At 72.6% G+C, this 18,350-nt stretch carries 15 protein-coding genes; 6 read left to right on the forward strand and 9 right to left on the reverse strand.

The genetic code is table 11. From position 1 onward, the window contains the following. Nucleotides 1-2 precede the first annotated feature (2 nt). From ACIBAF_RS32045 to ACIBAF_RS32055, 3 genes are read right to left on the reverse strand one after another with little or no spacing between them, the layout of a single operon-like run. Nucleotides 3-434, reverse strand: a complete 432-nt coding sequence (locus ACIBAF_RS32045) for a DUF3471 domain-containing protein (RefSeq protein ID WP_399467749.1) — start codon at nucleotides 432-434, stop codon at nucleotides 3-5. Then, nucleotides 365-562: a serine hydrolase gene (locus ACIBAF_RS32050; protein ID WP_399467679.1), complete on the reverse strand. Its 198-nt coding sequence runs from the start codon at nucleotides 560-562 to the stop codon at nucleotides 365-367. The genes ACIBAF_RS32045 and ACIBAF_RS32050 overlap by 70 nt, the downstream gene beginning before the upstream one ends. Then, on the reverse strand, nucleotides 529-864 hold the full coding sequence (locus ACIBAF_RS32055; RefSeq protein WP_399467680.1) for a hypothetical protein: 336 nt from the start codon (nucleotides 862-864) through the stop codon (nucleotides 529-531). Before ACIBAF_RS32055 ends, ACIBAF_RS32050 begins: the two co-directional genes overlap by 34 nt. A 131-nt stretch (nucleotides 865-995) precedes the next feature. Between ACIBAF_RS32055 and ACIBAF_RS32060 the strand changes: the two genes are divergently transcribed. Continuing rightward, the gene (locus ACIBAF_RS32060) at nucleotides 996-1,364 is read left to right on the forward strand and encodes a PadR family transcriptional regulator (protein WP_399467750.1); all 369 of its coding nucleotides are present in this window, start codon (nucleotides 996-998) and stop codon (nucleotides 1,362-1,364) included. After that, nucleotides 1,361-2,377 (forward strand): hypothetical protein, encoded by a 1,017-nt coding sequence (locus ACIBAF_RS32065; protein ID WP_399467681.1) that lies wholly within the window; start codon nucleotides 1,361-1,363, stop codon nucleotides 2,375-2,377. Before ACIBAF_RS32060 ends, ACIBAF_RS32065 begins: the two co-directional genes overlap by 4 nt. 9 nt (nucleotides 2,378-2,386) lie before the next feature. Here the strand turns inward: ACIBAF_RS32065 and ACIBAF_RS32070 are convergent, their stop codons facing one another. From ACIBAF_RS32070 to ACIBAF_RS32090, 5 genes are all read right to left on the reverse strand, one after another. After that, nucleotides 2,387-3,352 carry a DUF1152 domain-containing protein gene (locus tag ACIBAF_RS32070; protein WP_399467682.1) on the reverse strand — a complete coding sequence of 322 codons (966 nt, stop codon included), beginning with the start codon at nucleotides 3,350-3,352 and terminating at the stop codon, nucleotides 2,387-2,389. 169 nt (nucleotides 3,353-3,521) lie between these two features. Further along, on the reverse strand, nucleotides 3,522-4,886 hold the full coding sequence (locus ACIBAF_RS32075) for an FAD-dependent oxidoreductase (RefSeq protein WP_399467683.1): 1,365 nt from the start codon (nucleotides 4,884-4,886) through the stop codon (nucleotides 3,522-3,524). 132 nt (nucleotides 4,887-5,018) lie between these two features. Continuing rightward, nucleotides 5,019-7,715 carry a SpoIIE family protein phosphatase gene (locus ACIBAF_RS32080; protein ID WP_399467684.1) on the reverse strand — a complete coding sequence of 899 codons (2,697 nt, stop codon included), beginning with the start codon at nucleotides 7,713-7,715 and terminating at the stop codon, nucleotides 5,019-5,021. A gap of 41 nt (nucleotides 7,716-7,756) precedes the next feature. After that, on the reverse strand, nucleotides 7,757-10,315 hold the full coding sequence (locus tag ACIBAF_RS32085; RefSeq protein WP_399467685.1) for a SpoIIE family protein phosphatase: 2,559 nt from the start codon (nucleotides 10,313-10,315) through the stop codon (nucleotides 7,757-7,759). 131 nt (nucleotides 10,316-10,446) lie between these two features. Further along, entirely contained in the window at nucleotides 10,447-11,091 is a 645-nt protein-coding gene (locus tag ACIBAF_RS32090; protein ID WP_399467686.1) for a lipoprotein, read from the reverse strand. A gap of 227 nt (nucleotides 11,092-11,318) precedes the next feature. On the opposite strand from ACIBAF_RS32090, the gene ACIBAF_RS32095 reads away from it, so the two are divergent. Further along, entirely contained in the window at nucleotides 11,319-12,746 is a 1,428-nt protein-coding gene (locus ACIBAF_RS32095) for an alkaline phosphatase family protein (RefSeq protein ID WP_399467687.1), read from the forward strand. 21 nt (nucleotides 12,747-12,767) lie between these two features. On the opposite strand, the gene ACIBAF_RS32100 is transcribed toward ACIBAF_RS32095, so the two are convergent. Next, nucleotides 12,768-13,169, reverse strand: a complete 402-nt coding sequence (locus tag ACIBAF_RS32100; protein WP_399467688.1) for a cupin domain-containing protein — start codon at nucleotides 13,167-13,169, stop codon at nucleotides 12,768-12,770. A gap of 398 nt (nucleotides 13,170-13,567) precedes the next feature. Between ACIBAF_RS32100 and ACIBAF_RS32105 the strand changes: the two genes are divergently transcribed. From ACIBAF_RS32105 to ACIBAF_RS32115, 3 genes are all read left to right on the forward strand, one after another. After that, the gene (locus tag ACIBAF_RS32105; RefSeq protein ID WP_399467751.1) at nucleotides 13,568-14,281 is read left to right on the forward strand and encodes a hypothetical protein; all 714 of its coding nucleotides are present in this window, start codon (nucleotides 13,568-13,570) and stop codon (nucleotides 14,279-14,281) included. Nucleotides 14,282-14,504: 223 nt separating this feature from the next. Further along, nucleotides 14,505-16,418 carry a DUF1996 domain-containing protein gene (locus ACIBAF_RS32110; RefSeq protein WP_399467752.1) on the forward strand — a complete coding sequence of 638 codons (1,914 nt, stop codon included), beginning with the start codon at nucleotides 14,505-14,507 and terminating at the stop codon, nucleotides 16,416-16,418. Nucleotides 16,419-16,581: 163 nt separating this feature from the next. Continuing rightward, nucleotides 16,582-18,324, forward strand: coding sequence for a hypothetical protein (locus ACIBAF_RS32115; RefSeq protein ID WP_399467689.1), 1,743 nt, complete (start codon nucleotides 16,582-16,584; stop codon nucleotides 18,322-18,324). Nucleotides 18,325-18,350: the final 26 nt, after the last annotated feature.

The raw sequence follows: 18,350 nt of genomic DNA on the forward strand, positions 1-18,350 counted from the left end.
GGTCATCGGCGGGTGAAGACGCCGAGCCCGTTCTTGTCGAACGCCTCCACGGTCACCCGCGTCGCCTTGCCGTCCCGGTCGCCGTGGAAGGTGACGCCGGACAGCCCCACCGCGTTCTCGCCGACGGTCCGGAAGCTGTAGGTGTCGCCGTCGTAGTGGGTCAGCCGGAACGTGGTCGGCTTGGGGCCCAGCCGCATGGTCAGCTCGCCGCCGGACGCGGTGACGGTCAGCGCACCGTAGTAGCCGTTGGCGTAGACGCCGGTGTAGGCGGCGAGGGGGCGGGCCTCGGCGGCGTCGGCGGGCGGCTTTGAGTAGTCGGTGGGGGAGCGGCCCGCCGCCGCTTCCTGGGCGTAGATCTTTCCGATCAGGTCGAGCCGGGCAGGCCGCTGCGGTGCGAGAGCAGATCGGCCACCGTGACGTGCTGTGTCACCCAGGGATCCCTGAGGGCGAGAGCGGGCAGGCGCCCGGCCACGGGTTCGTCCCAGCCGACGGTCTTGTCGCCCACCGCTCCCGCGATCACGGTCGACGTCAGCGGCTTCGACAGCGAGGCCAGCTCGAACACCGTGTCGGGTCGATCTGCCCGGCCCGACCCTCGTGGCGGACGCCGAAGCCCTTCAGGTAGACGACCCGGTCCTGGTAGACGACGGCGACCGCGACGCCGGGCACGCCGGTGCGGGCCATCCCGTTCTGCACGATGCCGTCGAGCCGGCCGACCGCCGAGTCCACCTCGGACTGCGTCAGCTGGGGAGGAGGCTGAGGAGGGGGAGTGGCGGCGAGGACGCACGGGGCGAGCAGAAGCGGAGCCAGGGCGAGCGCCGCCCCGGCCTTCCCCCGGCGGTGTGACCTTCTGCGCCGAAAGTTCATGGGCGCCATTGAACGCCGCACCGGATGCCGTGTCCTGCGGAGCTCCTGAGGGTCCGGCTCGGTTCGGCTCGGTGTTTCGCTGTGCAGGATATATCGGAAGCCGATATATTCAGTCCATGGCATCGAGGAGCATGACGCAGGCCGCCTTCTTCGTGCTGACGGCCCTCGCCGACCAGCCCCGGCACGGTTACGGCATCCTGCGCGAGATAGAGGAACTCTCGGACGGAGAGGTCCGGTTGAGAGTCGGCACGCTGTACGGCGTGCTCGACCGGCTCACCGCCGACGGCCTCATCGCCCTGGACCGCGAGGAGGTCCAGCAGGGCCGGCTCAGGCGCTACTACCGCGTCACCGAGGACGGGGTGCAGGCCCTCGCCGCGGAGGCGGAGCGCATGGCGGCCGGCGCCACCGCGGCCCGGAGCCGTATCGCCGAGGGCCGCCGCGCTCCCGGAACCGTCACTCCGCCCGCCACCGGGCCCGGACTCGCCGGAGGTCTGGCATGACGACTGCGACTGGCACGACGACCCTGCTCGAAGCGCGCTACCGCACCGTCCTGCGTCTGCTGCCCGCGTACTACCGCAGGGAGCGCGAGGAGGAGATGGTCGAGGTCTACCTCTGGGACATCGACCGTGACGCGCAGGACCAGAGCCGGCCCACGCTCGGCGAGGTGGCGAGCATCGCCGCCCTCGCCGTGCGGGCCCGGCTGGGCACCGCCGGAGCGCCCCGCCGCTACGTCCTGCTCGGCTCGTCCGTCCGCCTCTTCGCGCTCTTCGCCGTGGTGCTGCAGGCGGCAGCCGCTGTCGTCGACCGGGTGCTGGAGCTGACCTGGGCGACCACCGGCGGGTCCGCGCAGTGGCACATGTTCCTCACCGGGTTCATCGGCCGGGGAGCCGTCCGAGGGTTCGCGGCCGGGGCGATCTGGCTGCTGCCCCTGCTGTGGACCGTCGCCTGCTTCGCGCTGCTGCACGACCGCCGCCGCCTCGCGCAGGTCGCCGCGCTCCTCGCCGCGCTGCCCAGCCTGTGGCCGTTCCTCGCGCCGCTGGTGACGGACGCCTTCCTGCCGGACACGCCCTACGCCTCCGTCTCCGTGCTCTTCGCCTGGCTGTCGGCCCTGGCCCTGTGCGCCGCCCATCACCGCGACGCCCCCGCGGCCGCCCTGCCCGCGCTGCCACCGGGCCTGGCCTACCTGGCGTGCTGTGTGGTGATGGGCGCCTCGATCGTGCTGGTGCCGATGGCCGCCGACCCGGTCTGGGCGCCGACGACCTGCTTCCTCGTCGCGGCGCTGGGCCGGATCGTGTGGCGCACCCGCCACCCTGCCGCGCACGGGGAGGCCACGCTGGCCCTGGCCGTCCTCGGTCTGCTGGTTCTCGCACTGCGGCTGGCCGCCCTGTACCCGTGGCTCGACGTCCCCGTCCCCGCCGTGACGCTGGCGGCGTTCGTGTCCCAGGGCGCGGCCGCACTGCTCCTGACCGCGGCGCTGGCCGTCATCGCCGGCCGGGACCTCGCGGCCCGCTGACGGACTGTGTCAGTGGGGGAACGCCCGGGGCTGCCGCAGCGCAGGAAGGCCGTCCCGGAACTCCTCGATGCGGGTGCTGATCTGACGCATGAGGACGGTGTCCTCCAGCCGGTCCAGATAGAGGTTGCGGCGGGCCAGGCCCACGGCGTCGACGCAGAAGTACAGCGCCATGAGCGGGTTCACGAACAGCTCGCTGTTCCGGGTCCGTTCGGTGAAGCGCACGTCGCCGAAGTCGCCGCGCACGGCGGCCGCGACCGAGCCGTGCACGATGCTCGGGTGGCCGGGGGTGGCCGCCTGGGCGTGGGCGACCGCGTCGAGGTAGAGGGCGCCCTCCGTGCTGTCGCGGGGCAGGGAGAACGCGCCCAGGTAGGCGCCGTCGCGATCCAGCGCGGCCAGGTTCTCCAGGACCAGGGCGTGGTTGACGCCGTGGTACGCGTCCACGCCGAAGCCGAGGCAGGCCACCAGCCGGTGCGGGACCTCGTCGAGGACCTGCACGGCCGCCAGGCTCGCCATGTCCTCCTCGGGCGTGCCGAGGCCGTGCTCGTCGCCGCGCATCAGGATGTCCGTGCCGCCGTCGACCAGGACGACGGCGTCGATCCCGCCCAGGTGGTCCAGGAGGGCGCGGTAGGCGTCCCGCAGCGGTTTCACCCCGGTCCGGGGGAAGGCGTACACCGTCGCGGGCAGGCCGTGTCGGTCCAGCCAGGTGGCCAGGGTGTGTTCGGGGAAGTAGTCGCCGCGGGCGCGGGTGTCGGGGCGGACCGCCGCCACGTCCGGCTCCTGCCACACCTCGGTGGGCAGGCCGTACAGGTCGGCGAAGGACAGGTTGGCCAGGTGGACTTCCTTGCCGGCCGACCGCAGGGCGAGCGCCAGCGGCAGGCCCGCGTACACGTCGAAGCCGCCGCCCGCGCCCGCGACGAGCACCCGGCGCGCCTCGCGCAGCCGGGTGAAGAAGGGCGGTTCCTGGAGGGAGAACACCCCGGGACGCTAACAGGTGTCGATCGGCCGGCCCAGCGAAATACCGGCAACCGCCCTGAATCGCCGGTGAGTTGGGGTTCGGCGGGCCGGGGTTTTGCCGCGCGCCGCGCGCCGCGCGCCGGGGGACCTGCCGGGGGCCTGAAGTGGCCCCCGGACCCGGCTCCTTGGACTAAGCGCCGCTCTCCCGCAGCATGTCCTCGCGCTCGACGATCTTCACGCGCTCGCGGCCCTGCGGCTCGCCCAGCGCCTTCTCGGCGGCGTCGAGCCGGTACCAGCCCTCCCAGGTGGTGAAGCGGACCTCGCGCTCGGCGAGGAACGCGTCCACGGCCTCCGGCTCGGGCGAGACGGGCGTGTGCAGACGGCCGTTCGCGTGGTCGTCCAGCAGGTTGGACACCGTCTCGTTGGCGTCGCCCTTGGTGTGCCCGATCAGACCGATCGGACCGCGCCGGATCCAGCCGGTGACGTACGTGGACTGCAGGTGCGCACCGGACTCCTCGATGACCCGGCCGCCCTCGTCCGGGACCGTGCCCGAGTCGAGGTCCCAGGGGAGCTTCGGCAGCTTCTCGGAGAGGTAGCCGACGGCGCGGTAGATCGCCGTGACGTCCCAGTCCTTGAACTCGCCGGTGCCCTTGACGTTGCCGGTGCCGTCGAGGGCGGTGCGCTCGGTGCGCAGGCCGACGACCTTGCCGTCCTCGCCGAGGATCTCCGACGGGGACTCGAAGAAGTGCAGGAACAGCTTGTGCGGGCGCTCGCCGACGTCGCGGATCGCCCAGTTCTCCAGCGTCTTGGCGACCATGTCGGCCTGCTTGTTGCCGCGCCGGGTCGCGATCGAGCCGTCGTCGTAGTCGATGTCCTCGGGGTCGACGATGACCTCGATGTTGGGGGAGTGGTCCAGCTCGCGCAGCTCCATCGGGGAGAACTTCGCCTGCGCCGGGCCACGGCGGCCGAAGACGTGGATCTCCAGCGCCTTGTTGGCCTTCAGGCCCTCGTAGACGTTCGCGGGGATCTCGGTGGGCAGCAGCTCGTCGGCCGTCTTGGCCAGGACGCGGGCCACGTCCAGGGCGACGTTGCCGACGCCCAGGACCGCGACCTTCTCGGCCTCCAGCGGCCAGGTGCGCGGGACGTCCGGGTGGCCGTCGTACCAGGAGACGAAGTCCGCGGCGCCGTAGGAGCCCGCCAGCTCGATGCCCGGGATCGACATCTCACGGTCGGCCATCGCGCCGGTCGAGAAGATCACCGCGTCGTAGAAGGCGCGCAGGTCGTCCAGGCTGATGTCGCCCGGGTAGTCGACATTGCCGAAGAGGCGGATCTGCGGCTTGTCGAGGACCTGGTGCAGGGCCGTGATGATGCCCTTGATGCGCGGGTGGTCCGGGGCGACGCCGTAACGGATCAGGCCGAACGGGGCCGGCATGCGCTCGAAGAGGTCGATGGAGACACCAGGGTCGGCGGCCACATCGGACTTGAGCAGCGCGTCGGCGGCGTAGATCCCGGCGGGGCCGGCTCCGACAATGGCTACCCGCAGGGGGCGGGGCATGATCAGGTTCCCTTCGAGTGGCGACAGATCGACTCGGGGGAAGCCTAAACTGAGGCAAGCCTTACCCGGTACGCGGGTCCGGTCTATGGACTCATAAACATCATTTATGAGTAACCCGGGAATCAACCCCCGCTAAGGCAGCGGCTGTTCAGCCCAGATGATCTTGCCGTTGGGTGTGTAGCGGGTGCCCCAGCGATCGGTGAGCTGGGCCACGAGGAACAGCCCGCGCCCGCCCTCGTCCGTCATGGCCGCGTACCGCAGATGCGGTGACGTGCTGCTGCCGTCGGAGACCTCGCAGATCAGCGTCCGGTCCCGCAGCAGTCGGACGCGCACGGGCGCGCTGCCGTAGCGGATCGCGTTGGTGACCAGCTCGCTCAGGATCAGCTCCGTCGTGAACGACAGGTCCTCCAGGTCCCAGCGCGCCAGCTGCCGGACCACCGCCGCCCGCACCTCGCCCACCGCCGCCGGATCCACCGGCACGTCCCACTCGGCGACCCGGTCGGCGTCCAGCGCCCGGGTGCGCGCCACGATCAGCGCGATGTCGTCGTTCGGGCGAGCGGGCAGCATCGCGTCCAGGACGGCCTGACAGGTCTGCTCCGGCGAGCCGTCGGCGCCCCGCTCCAAGGCGGTGTGCAGCAGCTCCAGACCCGTGTCGATGTCCCGCGTCCGGTCCTCCACCAGCCCGTCGGTGTACAGCACCAGCGAGCTGCCCTCCGCCAGCTCCAGCTCGACCGTCTCGAACGGCAGCCCGCCCAGCCCCAGCGGCAGCCCGGCGGGCACCTCGGCGTACTCCACCCGCCCGTCGGGGTGGACCAGCGCAGGCGGCGGATGCCCGGCGCGGGCGACGGTGCAGCACCGGGCCACCGGATCGTAGATGGCGTACAGACACGTCGCCCCGGAAACCGGCGCGTTGACGCCGTCCGCCGCCTCGTCCTGGTCGATCCGGGCCACCAACTCGTCCAGCAGTCCGAGGAGTTCCTCGGGCGCCAGGTCCAGGGCGGAGAAGTTGTGGACCGCGGTGCGCAGCCGGCCCATGGTGGCCGCCGCGTGCAGCCCGTGGCCCACCACGTCACCGACGACGAGCGCCACCCGCGCCCCGGACAGCGGCAGCACGTCGAACCAGTCGCCCCCCACGCCCGCCTGGGCCGGCAGATAGCGGTAGGCGATGTCCAGGGCGTTCTGCTCGGGCAGGGTGCGCGGCAGCAGACTCCGCTGCAGCGTGACGGCCATGCCGTGCTCGCGGGTGAAGCGGCGCGCGTTGTCGATGGAGATCGCCGCCCGCGCCACCAGCTCCTCCGCGAGCACCACCTCGTCCGGGTCGAAGGGATCGGGCCGCTCCGACCGCCAGAAACTGACCACGCCCAGGATCAGCGCCCCGGCCCGCACCGGCACGGTGATCAGCGAGTGGATGCCGAACTCCACGACCTGCTCGGTCCGTTCCAGATCCTGGGCCCGCCAGCCCGGGGACTGGGCGAGACGCGCCTCCAGGACGGCCCGCTCCCCGCCGAGACTGCGGGCCTGCGGGGCGGAGTCCACGAACCGGATCCGCTCGCCCACCGCGTACAGCGGCGCGCCCTTGCGGATCCCGCTCATCGCCGTGCGCCGCAGCGCGCCCCGCGCCTCCGGCTCCTCGCCGTTCAGCACGGCGTCGAACAGGTCGACGGTCGCGAAGTCCGCGAACCTCGGCACCGCCAGCTCCGTCAGCTCCTCCGCCGTCCGGGCCACGTCCAGGCTCGTCCCGATGCCCACCCCGGCCGCGTACAGCAAGTCGAGGCGCTCGCGGGCCGCCTCCGCCCGGCCCGACAGAGCACGCAGCTCCGTGGAGTCGCGCAGCGTGGCCACGCTGCCGGCCGGTCCGCCCGCCAGGTCGGTGGGCCGCTGGTTGATCGCCAGCAGCCGGTCCCCGACCAGGTGCACCTCGTCCGTGACCATCCGCCCCGAGGCCAGCAACTCGGCCGTGTCCCGGTCCAGCCCCAGATCGAGGACCTGACGGCGTTCGGCGTCCGGCGGCAGGTCGAGCAGCCGCTGCGCCTCGTCGTTGGCGAGCAGCAGATCGCCCTCCCCGCCGACGATGATCACGCCTTCGCGCACGGCGTGCAGCACCGCGTCGTGATGCTCGTACATGCGGGTCATCTCGCGCGGTCCCAGGCCGTGCGTCTGGCGCAGCAGCCGACGGCTGACCAGCGCCGTGCTCGCCGTGGCCAGGGCGAGGGCCACCGCCGCGCTGGCGAGGACCAGCGGCAGCTGACGGTCGGCGTTGCCGCCGACGTGCGCGGTGGTGATCCCGGACGACACCAGTCCCACCACCCGCCCGTCGGCCGCCTTCACCGGTACGACGGCCTGCACCAGCCGGCCTATGGTCCCGTTGACCTCCTCGACCACGACACCGCCGTCCAGCGCCGGCTGGATCGTCCCGACGAACTTCTTGCCGATGCGGTCCGGCTTGGGGTGGGTGTAGCGGATCCCGTCGGTGTTCATGACGACGAGGAAGTCCATCTCCGCGGCCTTGCGGGCGGCCTCGGCCCGGGGCTGGAGCACGGCCGTCGGATTCGGGCTGTCCAGCGCCTGCACCATGCCCGGCGAGTTGGCGAAGGTCTCCGCGACGGCGAGGGAGCGGTTACGGGCCTCCTGGGTGGTGTCGTGCCGCACCTGGAGCAGCAGCGCCACCACGGCCGCGACGACCAGCACCAGAACGATGACCACCTGCAGGACGAACACCTGCGCGGCGAGACTGCGCCCGCCCAGCGCGGACTCGGGCGTACGCCGCACCCGCGGGCCCCGGGGACGACGGGCCGGCCGGGCATCCGAGCGCCCCAGGAGTCGGACCATGTGCCATGTCTACACTGCCCGGCCCCGTGAGGCGAGAGGCGTCACAGAGGGTCACCGCCCGCCCGCGTCATGCTCGCCTCGGGTGAACTCCCGTCGCCGCGCCGCGTGGCCAGCAGCAGGGCGATGTCGTCGGGCCGGTCGACGGCCTGCCGGGCCGTCGCGGTGAGCCGGTCCGCGACGTCCGCGAGGGAACGGCCCACGGGACCCTCGGCCTCGGCGAGGACCGTGCGCAGCGTCGTGATGCCCTCGTCGATGTCATGGCCGGCCCGCTCGACCAGTCCGTCCGTGTACAGGGCGAGGATCGCGCCCGGCTCCAGCCGCAGCTCCGTCACCGGGTAGTGGGCGCGCGGATCCACCCCGAGGACCACACCGCCGGGCAGCTCCACCACCTCGGTTCGCCCGTCGGCGTGGCGCAGCAGCGGCGGCAGATGCCCCGCGCGGGCCGCCCGGGCCACCCCGGTGGCCGGGTCCAGCCGGACATAGCAGCAACTGGCGAACTGACCGGGGTCCAGGTCGATGAGGAGATGGTTCGTGCCGCCCATGACCTCCTCCGGCGGCCGGTCCCCGAGCGCGAACGCCCGCACCGCGCTGCGCAGCTGCCCCATGGTGGCCGCCGCCTGCACCCCGTGCCCCTGAACGTCCCCGATGACCAGCGCCAGCCCGTCGCCGGCCTCCACGACGTCGTACCAGTCGCCGCCCACGTCCATGCCCTCCGTGCCCGGCAGGTAGCGGCCGGCGGTCTCCACGCCGGCGTGCTGCGACAGCCGCCGCGGGAGCAGCGCCTGCTGCAGCCCGCGGGCGAGGGCCGCCTCCGTGTCGTAGCGCTGGGCTTTCTCCATCGCGTGGGCGATCAGCCCGGCGAGCGCGGTCAGCACCGTGCGCTCCTCGGAGGTGAAGCTGCGCGGACGGTCGAAACCGAGGATGCATGAGCCGACCGGACGGCCCGAGGCGATCAGCGGGAGGAAGGCGCGGGAGCCCTCGACCGCGTCCAGGGCGATGCCCGGATAGGCGGCCGCGAGCTGCTGCATCGAGTCGAAGAAGAGTGGGCGGCCGGTGGTGAGCGTCTCCACGCCGGGCAGCCGGGCGTCCAGGGCGACCCCTTCGAAGGGGGCGAGGAAGCCTTCGGGGAAGCCGGACTCCCACGCCAGATACAGGTGCCGCTCCTGGAGGAGGTAGATGGCCAGCCGACGGCCGCCGAACGCCGGCAGCAGTTCCTGCATGACCACCGCCGACACCTGCCGGGCGGTCACCGCCTCCGTCAGTGCGATGGCCAGGACGATGGGCCGGTACTGCGGGGCCGTCGAGGCGGCGGTGTCCGGCGCGGGAGCGTCCGGGTCCGTGGGCTCGGGGGCCGCGTCGTGCGGCACCCGGCTCGCCGGGGCCGCCGTGCAGGTGATCAGATCCGGGCCCGGGTACAGCGACACGTGCAGCCATTCGCCCTCGTACGGCCGCGGGACGGTGGGCGGCTCGGCGGCGGCCGGCAGCCGCACATGGAAGTGCGCGGGATCCGGCGTCAGCAGGGCGCCCCGCAGGTGCTCCTCGGACGTCGGCTGGTTGAGCCACGGCACGGCCTCCCACAACGACCGCCCGACCAGCCGCTCCCGCGGCACGCCCAGGAGGTGCCCGGCCCGGGAGTTGGCGTAGACGACGAGCCCGAGCCGGTCGAGGCAGAACACGCCCTCGGGGAGCAGCTCGGCGGCGCCGTCGGCGAGGGCGCCCGGCCCAGGGTCGAGGAGGACGCCGGCGATGGGGCGGGGCGCGGCGGGGGACGCGGCGGGCTCGGCCGCCGTGCTCGTCGCCTCCCACAGCTCCAGCAGCCGCAGGCCGCCCTCGGTGGTGCGCACCTGGATCGGCAGCGGCGGGGGCCGGCCCCGGGCCGTCCGGTGCAGCAGACCGGGAAGGCGGTGGGCGTCCGTCGGGTCGACGGCCCTGGCCAGGGCGTCCAGCGTGGCCGGGAACGCGCCCGGCGGCAGCCCGAGCAGGGCGCGTGCCTGCTCGTCCAGGGTGACGGCGTCGGTCGCCGGGTCCCAGGAGAACCGCCCGACCCGCCCCGGGGCCGGTCCCGCGGCCGGCGGCCGTACGCAAAGCGGCTCGTCGTCCCAGGTCACGGCCTGGCCGCCCGCCCGCAGGCGCAGCAGGTCCGCGCCCAGGGCGTCCGCCACGGCCGTCAGCCGCTCACGCTCCGCCAGGACCTCCGCAGCGTCGTCCGCGGCCGGGCGCAGCACGGTCAGCACCCCGAACGAGCGCCCGTCCGCCACCACGGGCACGTACAGCGAACCGAACTGGAAGGGCAGGCCGGCCGCGAACTGCGCATAGCGCCGCATCATCTCGGCGGCGTTCGACAGCACGACCGGCACGCCCGTCCGGAACACGTCGGCCACCGGGAACGGGCGGTCCACCTGCACCCGCCACCAGGCCCGGAACAGCGGACCGGGCAGCCCCGCGAGGACCGCCAGGCGCAGCAGCCCGGACGTCGCCGAGCACAGGTACACGCCACCGGCGCGGCCGCCCGTCGTCCGCAGCGCGTCCGCCACGGCCCCGGTCAGCAGCGCGGGCGGCGGTCCGGACGGCTTCCGCTCGTCCCCGGCGCTCCCAGTCATCGGCCCTACCTCGTCCGTGCGCCGCCGCTTGGGCGACACAGCAAGAATGCGCCACATCAGGCCGGATGCGCATCCGCGCGCCGCACGAGGACGGACTGCGGGCCGCGGCCCGCACGCCCCGCTGCCGACCGTCAGGCAGCGGTCGGGCGCAGGGTGCTCTTGGCGAGTTCGTACGCCGGGAGCATCGCCTGGTGCTCCCCGTCGTCGAGCCCGCCGAGATGCAGGACGACGGGGCCCTCGGACGTGGTGACGGCGAGGGCGTGCTCCGTCCTCGGCTCGTCGAGCAACTTGCTGGTGATGACGTACTCGACCTCGGCGCCGTTGACGTCGCCCGACGTGAACGTGCGGTACTTCGCGCCGCTCGCTTCCTTCTCGGCGGCGACGAAGCCCTCCAGCACGGTGCGCGCGTCGGCGTCGCCCGGCTCACCGGTCCACGCGCGGAGGAACCCGATCTTCCCCGCGGGCTTGGCGTCGATCTCGCAGGCCATGGTGACCGGGCCCTGATGCAGCAGAGCGTCGGCGAGGTCGGCCAGGTCGCCGCCGGCGTTGCTCGCCTTCCCGGCGTCGACGGCCTTGGCCTTCCAGAACTCGGCGATGTCGAAGGTGACGGGAAGCTCGCAGGCGGACCCCTTGGCCCCGACGGACCCGCCGCGCTGCGCGACCTTCGCGGTCGCCTTCGCCGACGCCGTCGAGGCGGCGTCCTGGCTCGCGCCCTCGGCGCCGCATCCCGTCACCAGCCCCGCCGCCAGGACCGCCAGTGTCAGCCCCCGCCCCATGTACCCCACGTTCCCCGCCCCCACGCGCACTGCCGAGTCTCCTCTCGCCACCGGCTCGATGCCGACGGGGAACTGTAACCGAGAGGCCCCGACCGCTCCGCGGCGCGGAGGAGTGACGTGCCGTCATATCCCTGCCCGGCTGGGAATCCATAGCGGCAAGAGCAAGATCACGCCGCCCGTCATCGCCACGTTCCCACCGCTTCCTCCGCTCACAAGGGGCACACCACATGGCCGAGTCGACCCGCCGCAGACTTCTGGGCTCGGCCGCCGGCGCGCTGGGCGCCGCCGCGGCCCTCTCCCTCCTCCCGCCGAGCGTCCAGAAGGCGGTCGCCGCCGAACCGCCCCGCCGGGGCTCGCTCGCCGACGTCGAACACGTCGTCCTGCTCATGCAGGAGAACCGCTCGTTCGACCACTACTTCGGCACCCTGTCCGGCGTGCGCGGCTTCGCCGACCCCGACGCGCTCACCCTCGACACCGGACGGTCCGTCTTCCACCAGCCCGACACCGAGAACCCGAAGGGCTACCTGCTGCCCTTCCACCTGGACACCCACACCTCCAGCGCCCAGGCCATCCCGTCCACGAGCCATGCCTGGTCGGTGCAGCACGACGCGTGGAACGGCGGCCGGATGGACCGCTGGCTGCCGGCCCACCGCCAGGCCGACGGCGCGGACGGCCCCTACGTCATGGGCTACTACACGCGCGACGACGTCCCGTTCCAGTTCGCCCTCGCCGAGACCTTCACCCTCTGCGACCACTACTTCTGCTCGGTCCTCGGCCCGACCTGGCCCAACCGCCTGATGTGGATGACCGGCACGGTCGACCCCGACGGCGGCCGCGGCGGCCCCGTCATCGGCAACGCCGCGCCGACGCCGTTCGCCTGGACGACGTACGCCGAACGCCTCCAGGCGGCCGGGATCGACTGGAAGGTGTACCAGCAGGAGGACGACTACGGCTGCAACATGCTGGAGCAGTTCGCCGCCTTCAGGGACGCGCAACCGGGCTCCGAGCTGTACGAGCGAGGCGTACGACCGCAACCGGAGGGCACGTTCGAGGACGACGCCCGGGCCGACCGGCTGCCGACCGTGTCGTGGATCCTGCCGCCGGGGCCCCAGTCGGAGCACCCCGACTATTTGCCGGCTGCCGGGGCGGCCTTCGTCGCCGCCAAGATCGAGGCCATCGCGTCCGACCCGAGGGTCTGGCGCAAGACCGCGTTCATCCTCAACTACGACGAGAACGACGGCCTGTTCGACCATGTGCCCCCGCCGACCCCGCCCGCCGGGACGCCCGGCGAGTTCGTCGGAGGGCTGCCGATCGGCGGCGGCTTCCGGGTCCCCGCGATCATCGTCTCGCCCTGGACCGTGGGCGGCTGGGTGGCCACGGAGCCCTTCGACCACACCTCGACCCTGCGGTTCCTGGAAAAGCTCACCGGGGTCGAGGAGCCCAACATCAGCGACTGGCGGCGCACTGCCTTCGGCGACCTCACCTCCGCCTTCCGCTTCGCGTCGGCCGCCCCGCGCGCGCCGGCGCTGCCCGACGACACGGCGGAGCAGCTCCAGCAGGCCCAGGAGGAGGTCGCCGTCCTGCCCAGACCCACGCTGCCGGGCGCCGAGCAGACCTTCCCGTACCAGGAGCCGGGCCGTCGACCACAGCGCTGAGCAGAACGGCCCGGCCCACCCTCAGGCGACGGCGTCCGGCGGTTCTGCGCGCGTAGACAGGGGAGCGCCCTGCGGAAGGAAGAAGAGGGCGCAGATGCGCAGCGTCTCCCGTTCGCGGTTCTCCGCTCGGTGCACGCCCTGCGGCCCCACCGGCTCGACGATGCACCCGCCGGCGGGCGTCACGCACTCGGACCCGTCCGCCAGGGTCCGGGTCAGGACGCCCGCCGTCACCACGGCGACGACCCGGCCCTCGTGGTAGTGCCAGGGCAGCGAGCCGCCCGGCGGAATCTCGTAGTCCGTCACCACGACCCTGCTGTCCTCGGGGACGGCCAGAGCGAGCCGTTCGGTGAGGAGGCCGTCGGCGAGCAGGGTCGGTACGGGTTCGTCGGCGGGGCGGGCCTCCACGGACGGCGGGCGGTTCACGCGGCGGTCGTCCGGGACGGGCGGGGGCCAGGGGCGCCGCGAGCCGGTCGGGCCCGCTGTGCGACGTAACCTGGCCGGGGTCATGTTCCGCTGGTCAGTGCGTTCCACGGAAGTGACATTAGCCCACTTGAGTTACGTGAAAGTGACCAGGTGTCATCGGGTGCCCCTGCGAAATGTGAGGTAAACGGCTTGCGGACGGAGTGAGCCTCGCAGGCCGTCTTTGCGTCTTCCAGGGCGTGACTCGTACGAAACCCCGTGCGACGAGTGTGTGGGGGGAGACCTTGAGCATCCTGCGTCCGGACGTGGAGCGGCCCCGCGACAGCCAGGGCGAGCCTCGCGACAGCCGTACCGAGGGCAGACCCCGCGACAGCCGTACCGAGGTCAGGCCGCGTGGCGGCATCCGCGTGCTCGCGCCCGCCGCCGCGTTCGTCGCCCGGACGCTACGGGGCGAGTGGTACGGCATCGTCGTCGACCCCCTGCGACAGCTGCGCCGACGCGGTCCCGGCGCGCTGCTGCTGGCGTTCGTGGCCTGCGGGGGAGTGATCTTCTTCCATGCCATCGCCCAGCACCCCGCCGGTGAGACGGCGGTAAGGATCCTCGGCGGGGTCCAGGGCGATCTGCCCCTGTGGCTGGCCCTGCTGCGCACCCCCGTCTCCCTGTACGTCCCGGCGCTCGACCTGCCGGTGTGGGCCGGCATCACCCAGCTGTTCATCGCCTTCGCCCTCGCCGAACTGGCCCTCGGCCGTCGCAGGACCCTGCTGATCGCCTACACGTCCACCCTGGCCGGCACGCTCACCGTGCGGGTGATGCTGGCGTTGGGGCCGGGCTGGTGGGGCCTCGGCCTGCCGCCCGAGATCGGACGCGTGCTCGACACCGGCCCCTCCGCGGCGGTCGTCGGGCTGTTCACGTACCTCGCGGTCGTCCGCCGCGCGCCCGTCGTCTTCATCCTGACCGGCGGCTCGATGGTCCTCGAGTCGGTCGCCAAGCCCAATCTCGCCGGCCGCGAGCACCTCATCGCGGTCGCCGCCGCCGTCGTCCTGGGCCTGCTGCACGAGCGTGCGCTGCGGCGGCGGCAGATCCGGTCCGTGCCCGCGGGCATGTCGATGGAATGAGCAAAGGTCCAGGCCAGAGCGTTTTCCTGAGATGTTGCTATGAATTCGTGGGGTGGTTGAACACTTCCGTGCGCTCCTGCGTATAACGCCGGGGGATTTCATGCCCGCGGCCGCCGACGACGCGTAGGAGCACTCCTTGGTACAGAACAGGCGCAGACGCCCGACGGGCGGACGACGCGCGAGCTTCGCGGCCGTGGCGCTGATCCTCGGCGGCGGCGGACTGATGGCGGTGAACGTCTACGCCTCGGCCACGGACGGCGGCTCGGTGGAACTGGCCGGAGTCGGCGCCGTCACCATCGACTGTCCCGACGTCGGCAACGGCCTGACGTCCGTCCCGGAGGCGGCCGCGCCCGAGGTCGACCGCGAACTCGCCCTTCTCGACGAGCAGATCGCCGGCGCCTACCGACAGCTCCAGGACCAGGCGCAGGCCGTGCGGGAGGACAACTCCTTCGCCGACAACGCGGTGATGAACCCGCTGAAGGAGAAGCGCGGCGCGACGATCCAGCGCATCGCGGACGCCATCGACCGGGCCGGCGACCGCCCGGCGGGCCTGGAAGCCCTCGCCGCCTGCACGCTGCGGATCACCGAAGAGCAGGTGCAGAACCAGGATCAGAGACAGGACCAGGGTCAGCAGCAGAACCAGGGGCAGCAGCAGAACCAGGATCCGAGTCAGGGCCAGAACCAGGGCGGCGACGGGCAGGATCAGGGCAAGGGACAGGATCAGGGGGCTGGACAGAACGGCCGGCAGGGCAACGGCGGCCAGGCCGGTAACGGGCCCGTCGCCGCGGACTACGCGGACATCACCACCGTCCAGCCCGCGCAGCAGAGCTCGGATCCCGGCTCGGGCCCCTCCCGCGGCACGTTCGTCACCAGCTGCGGCGTCAACGCGAACGGCCTGTTCAACTCCGACAACGTGATCGTCGCCCCGGGCGTCACCAACGGCGCCCACCACTTCCACGACTACGTCGGCAACCAGGCCAACAACGCGTTCGCCTCCGACGACGACTTGGCGAAGGCCGGGACGAGCTGCGTGGACCAGGGCGACAAGTCCACCTACTACTGGCCCGTGCTGCGTCTGCAGAACGGCGCCCAGGAGCAGGACGCGGGCAGTCCCGGCGGCGGGATCGAGGGCAACGCAGGCGAGATCGTCACCCCGAAGGCCGTCACGCTGACCTTCGTCGGCAACCCGCGCGCCCAGGTCACCGCCATGCCCCGGCTGCTGCGCATCATCACCGGCGACGCCAAGGCGTTCGTCAACGGCCCGGCCAAGGCCAACGCGTCCTGGAGCTGCACCGGGTTCGAGGACCGGCAGCTGAAGGACAAGTACCCGCTCTGCCCGGCAGGCAGCGACGTGGTGCGCACCTTCCGCTTCCAGAGCTGCTGGGACGGCGCCAACATCGACAGCGCCAACCACCGCACCCACGTGGCCTTCGCCGCCGCGGACGGCTCCTGCCAGGCCGGCTTCAAGGCCGTCCCGCAGCTGGTGCAGCGCATCGTGTACGACGTCGACGCGCCGAGCCTCGCCGACGGCGGCAGGCCCACCCCGCTGTTCGCCGTGGACTCCTTCCCCGAGCAGCTGCACAAGCCGGTGACGGACCACGGCGACTTCATCAACGTCTTCGACGACGACCTGATGCGCGAGATGGTCGACTGCATCAACACGGGCCGCACCTGCGGCGCGGGCACGGAACCCGGCTCGGACGACGGCGCCGGCAACGGCAACGGCAACGGTTCCGACGGGGGCACGCAGGAGCCGTCCCAGTCTCCCGAGGCGCCCGCGAGTGAGCCCGCGGCCAACCAACCCGCGACCAACGAGCCCGTCCCGACCGAGCCCTCGATCAAGGCAGCCACCTCGGCGCCGCCCGCCATCGACTCGAAGGGCGAGATCGGCACCCCCGCGACCGCTCCCGATCGGACACCGGACCCCGCCGACCCGGCCCCCGCCGACCAGGCCTCCGAAACCACCGCTCCGGCGACCACCTCTCCCGGCACCGTCATCCCCGGGGGGACCCAGCCCCAGGCCGTCCAGGGCGGACTCGCCGAGACGGGCGCCAACCTGTGGCCCGCGGCCGGCGGAGGCCTGCTGGTGATCGCCGGGTTCGTCGTGCTGTGGCGCAACGCACGCCGTACGCACTGAGACTCAGCCGCTGCGACCAGGGCCCGTCGCACCGCCGACGGGCCCTGTGTGCCCTGTGTGCCCTGTGCGCAGTCAATTCGGGTACTCCCGCCCGCAAGGAACCATCCCACCGCCCGACCGCGCGGTATATGTCGCTCGAACCGCGCGTGACGATGGGAGATCCATGGAGCACACACCGACCACGGCGCCCACGGCAGCCACGGAGTACTACGACCTCGGCGCCTACGGTCGGTCCGTGACGACCTCGTCCCCCGAGGCCCAGCTGTGGTTCGACCGCGGGCTGGTCTGGTCGTACGCCTTCCACCACGAGGAGGCCGTCGCCTGCTTCGAGGCCGCGGTCCGCGCCGACCCGGACTGCGCCATGGCCCACTGGGGCATCGCCTACGCCCTCGGTCCCAACTACAACAAGCCGTGGGAGTTCTTCGACGACGAGGACCTGGCACGTACCGTCGCCCGCACCCACGCCGCCGTCGAACTCGCCCATCAGAAGGCCGTGGCCGCCACCCCCGTCGAACGGGCCCTGATCGGCGCGCTGCGCGTCCGCTACCCGCAGACCCGTCCCGCCGAGGACTGCTCGGTGTGGAACGAGCCCTACGCCGACGCCATGCGGGCCGTCCACGAACTGGCCCCCGACGACCTCGACGTCGCCGCCCTGTACGCCGACGCCCTGATGAACCTCACCCCCTGGCAGCTGTGGGACCTGCGCACGGGCGAGCCCGCCGAGGGCGCCCGCACATCGGAGGCGAAGGCGGTGCTCGACCGCGCGCTCGCACATCGGGCCGCGGACGGGCACCCCGGCGTCCTGCACCTCTACATCCACCTCATGGAGATGTCACCCACCCCCGAGGCCGCCCTCCAGGTCGCCGACCGGCTGCGCGGCCTGGTGCCCGACGCAGGCCACCTCCAGCACATGCCCTCGCACCTGGACGTGCTGTGCGGCGACTACCGCCGCGTCGTCGCCGACAACACGACCGCGATCGCCGCCGACGAGAAGTACCGGGCGCGCTCCGGGACGATGAACTTCTACACGCTGTACCGGTCGCACGACTACCACTTCAAGATCTACGGAGCGATGTTCCTCGGCCAGTTCCGGACCGCCCTGGAGACCGCGGAGCGTCTGGAGGCCTCCGTACCGGAGGAACTGCTGCGGGTGCAGAGCCCGCCGATGGCCGACTGGCTGGAGGCGTTCCTCGGCATGCGCTTTCACGTGCTGATCCGCTTCGGCCGCTGGCAGGACATCCTCGACGTGCCGCCGCCCGCCGACCCGGTCCTGCACAGTGTGACCACCGCGATGCGCCACTACGCCCGGGGCGTAGCCCTCTCCGCCACCGGCCGGATCCCGCAGGCCGAGGCCGAACGCGACCTGTTCCACGCGGCGGCCGACCGCGTCCCCGAGACCCGCATGCTGTTCAACAACACCTGCCGGGACATCCTCGCCATCGCCTCCGCGATGCTCGAAGGCGAACTCGAGTACCGCAAAGGCAACCACGACCTGGCCTTCGCCGCGCTGGAGCGGTCGATCGAACTGGACGACGGCCTTCCCTACGACGAGCCCTGGGGCTGGATGCAGCCCACCCGTCACGCCTACGGCGCCCTGCTGCTCGAACAGGGCCGGATCGTGGACGCCGAGGCGGTCTACCGCGCCGACCTCGGACTCGACGACGCACTGCCCCGCCCCTCCCAGCACCCCGGCAACGTCTGGTCCCTGCACGGCCTCCACGAGTGCCTGGTCAGGCTGGGCAAGGAGGCCGAGGCGAAGATCGTGGCCCAACAGCTGAAGTTTGCCGCCGCCCTGGCCGACGTACCCGTACAGGCGTCCTGCTTCTGCCGCCTCGACGCCGTCGCCGACACAGGCGACGGCACCGGGACCGCGGTCACACCAGGGTGCTGCGCCATGGACAATTGATCGAGATCGTTGGCGCTGTCGACGCA

Origin of the sequence: Streptomyces sp. NPDC051677 (assembly GCF_044453465.1) — a bacterium.
Classification (GTDB): domain Bacteria; phylum Actinomycetota; class Actinomycetes; order Streptomycetales; family Streptomycetaceae; genus Streptomyces.

What these genes read in the sequence shown, in the direction of transcription:
- ACIBAF_RS32055 (WP_399467680.1), bottom strand. Translation starts at nt 864, where the DNA reads ATGAACTTTCGGCGCAGAAGGTCACACCGCCGGGGGAAGGCCGGGGCG.
- ACIBAF_RS32060 (WP_399467750.1), top strand. Translation starts at nt 996, where the DNA reads ATGACGCAGGCCGCCTTCTTCGTGCTGACGGCCCTCGCCGACCAGCCC.
- ACIBAF_RS32065 (WP_399467681.1), top strand. Translation starts at nt 1,361, where the DNA reads ATGACGACTGCGACTGGCACGACGACCCTGCTCGAAGCGCGCTACCGC.
- ACIBAF_RS32075 (WP_399467683.1), bottom strand. Translation starts at nt 4,886, where the DNA reads ATGCCCCGCCCCCTGCGGGTAGCCATTGTCGGAGCCGGCCCCGCCGGG.
- ACIBAF_RS32080 (WP_399467684.1), bottom strand. Translation starts at nt 7,715, where the DNA reads ATGGTCCGACTCCTGGGGCGCTCGGATGCCCGGCCGGCCCGTCGTCCC.
- ACIBAF_RS32085 (WP_399467685.1), bottom strand. Translation starts at nt 10,315, where the DNA reads ATGACTGGGAGCGCCGGGGACGAGCGGAAGCCGTCCGGACCGCCGCCC.
- ACIBAF_RS32090 (WP_399467686.1), bottom strand. Translation starts at nt 11,091, where the DNA reads ATGGGGCGGGGGCTGACACTGGCGGTCCTGGCGGCGGGGCTGGTGACG.
- ACIBAF_RS32095 (WP_399467687.1), top strand. Translation starts at nt 11,319, where the DNA reads ATGGCCGAGTCGACCCGCCGCAGACTTCTGGGCTCGGCCGCCGGCGCG.
- ACIBAF_RS32110 (WP_399467752.1), top strand. Translation starts at nt 14,505, where the DNA reads ATGGCGGTGAACGTCTACGCCTCGGCCACGGACGGCGGCTCGGTGGAA.
- ACIBAF_RS32115 (WP_399467689.1), top strand. Translation starts at nt 16,582, where the DNA reads ATGGAGCACACACCGACCACGGCGCCCACGGCAGCCACGGAGTACTAC.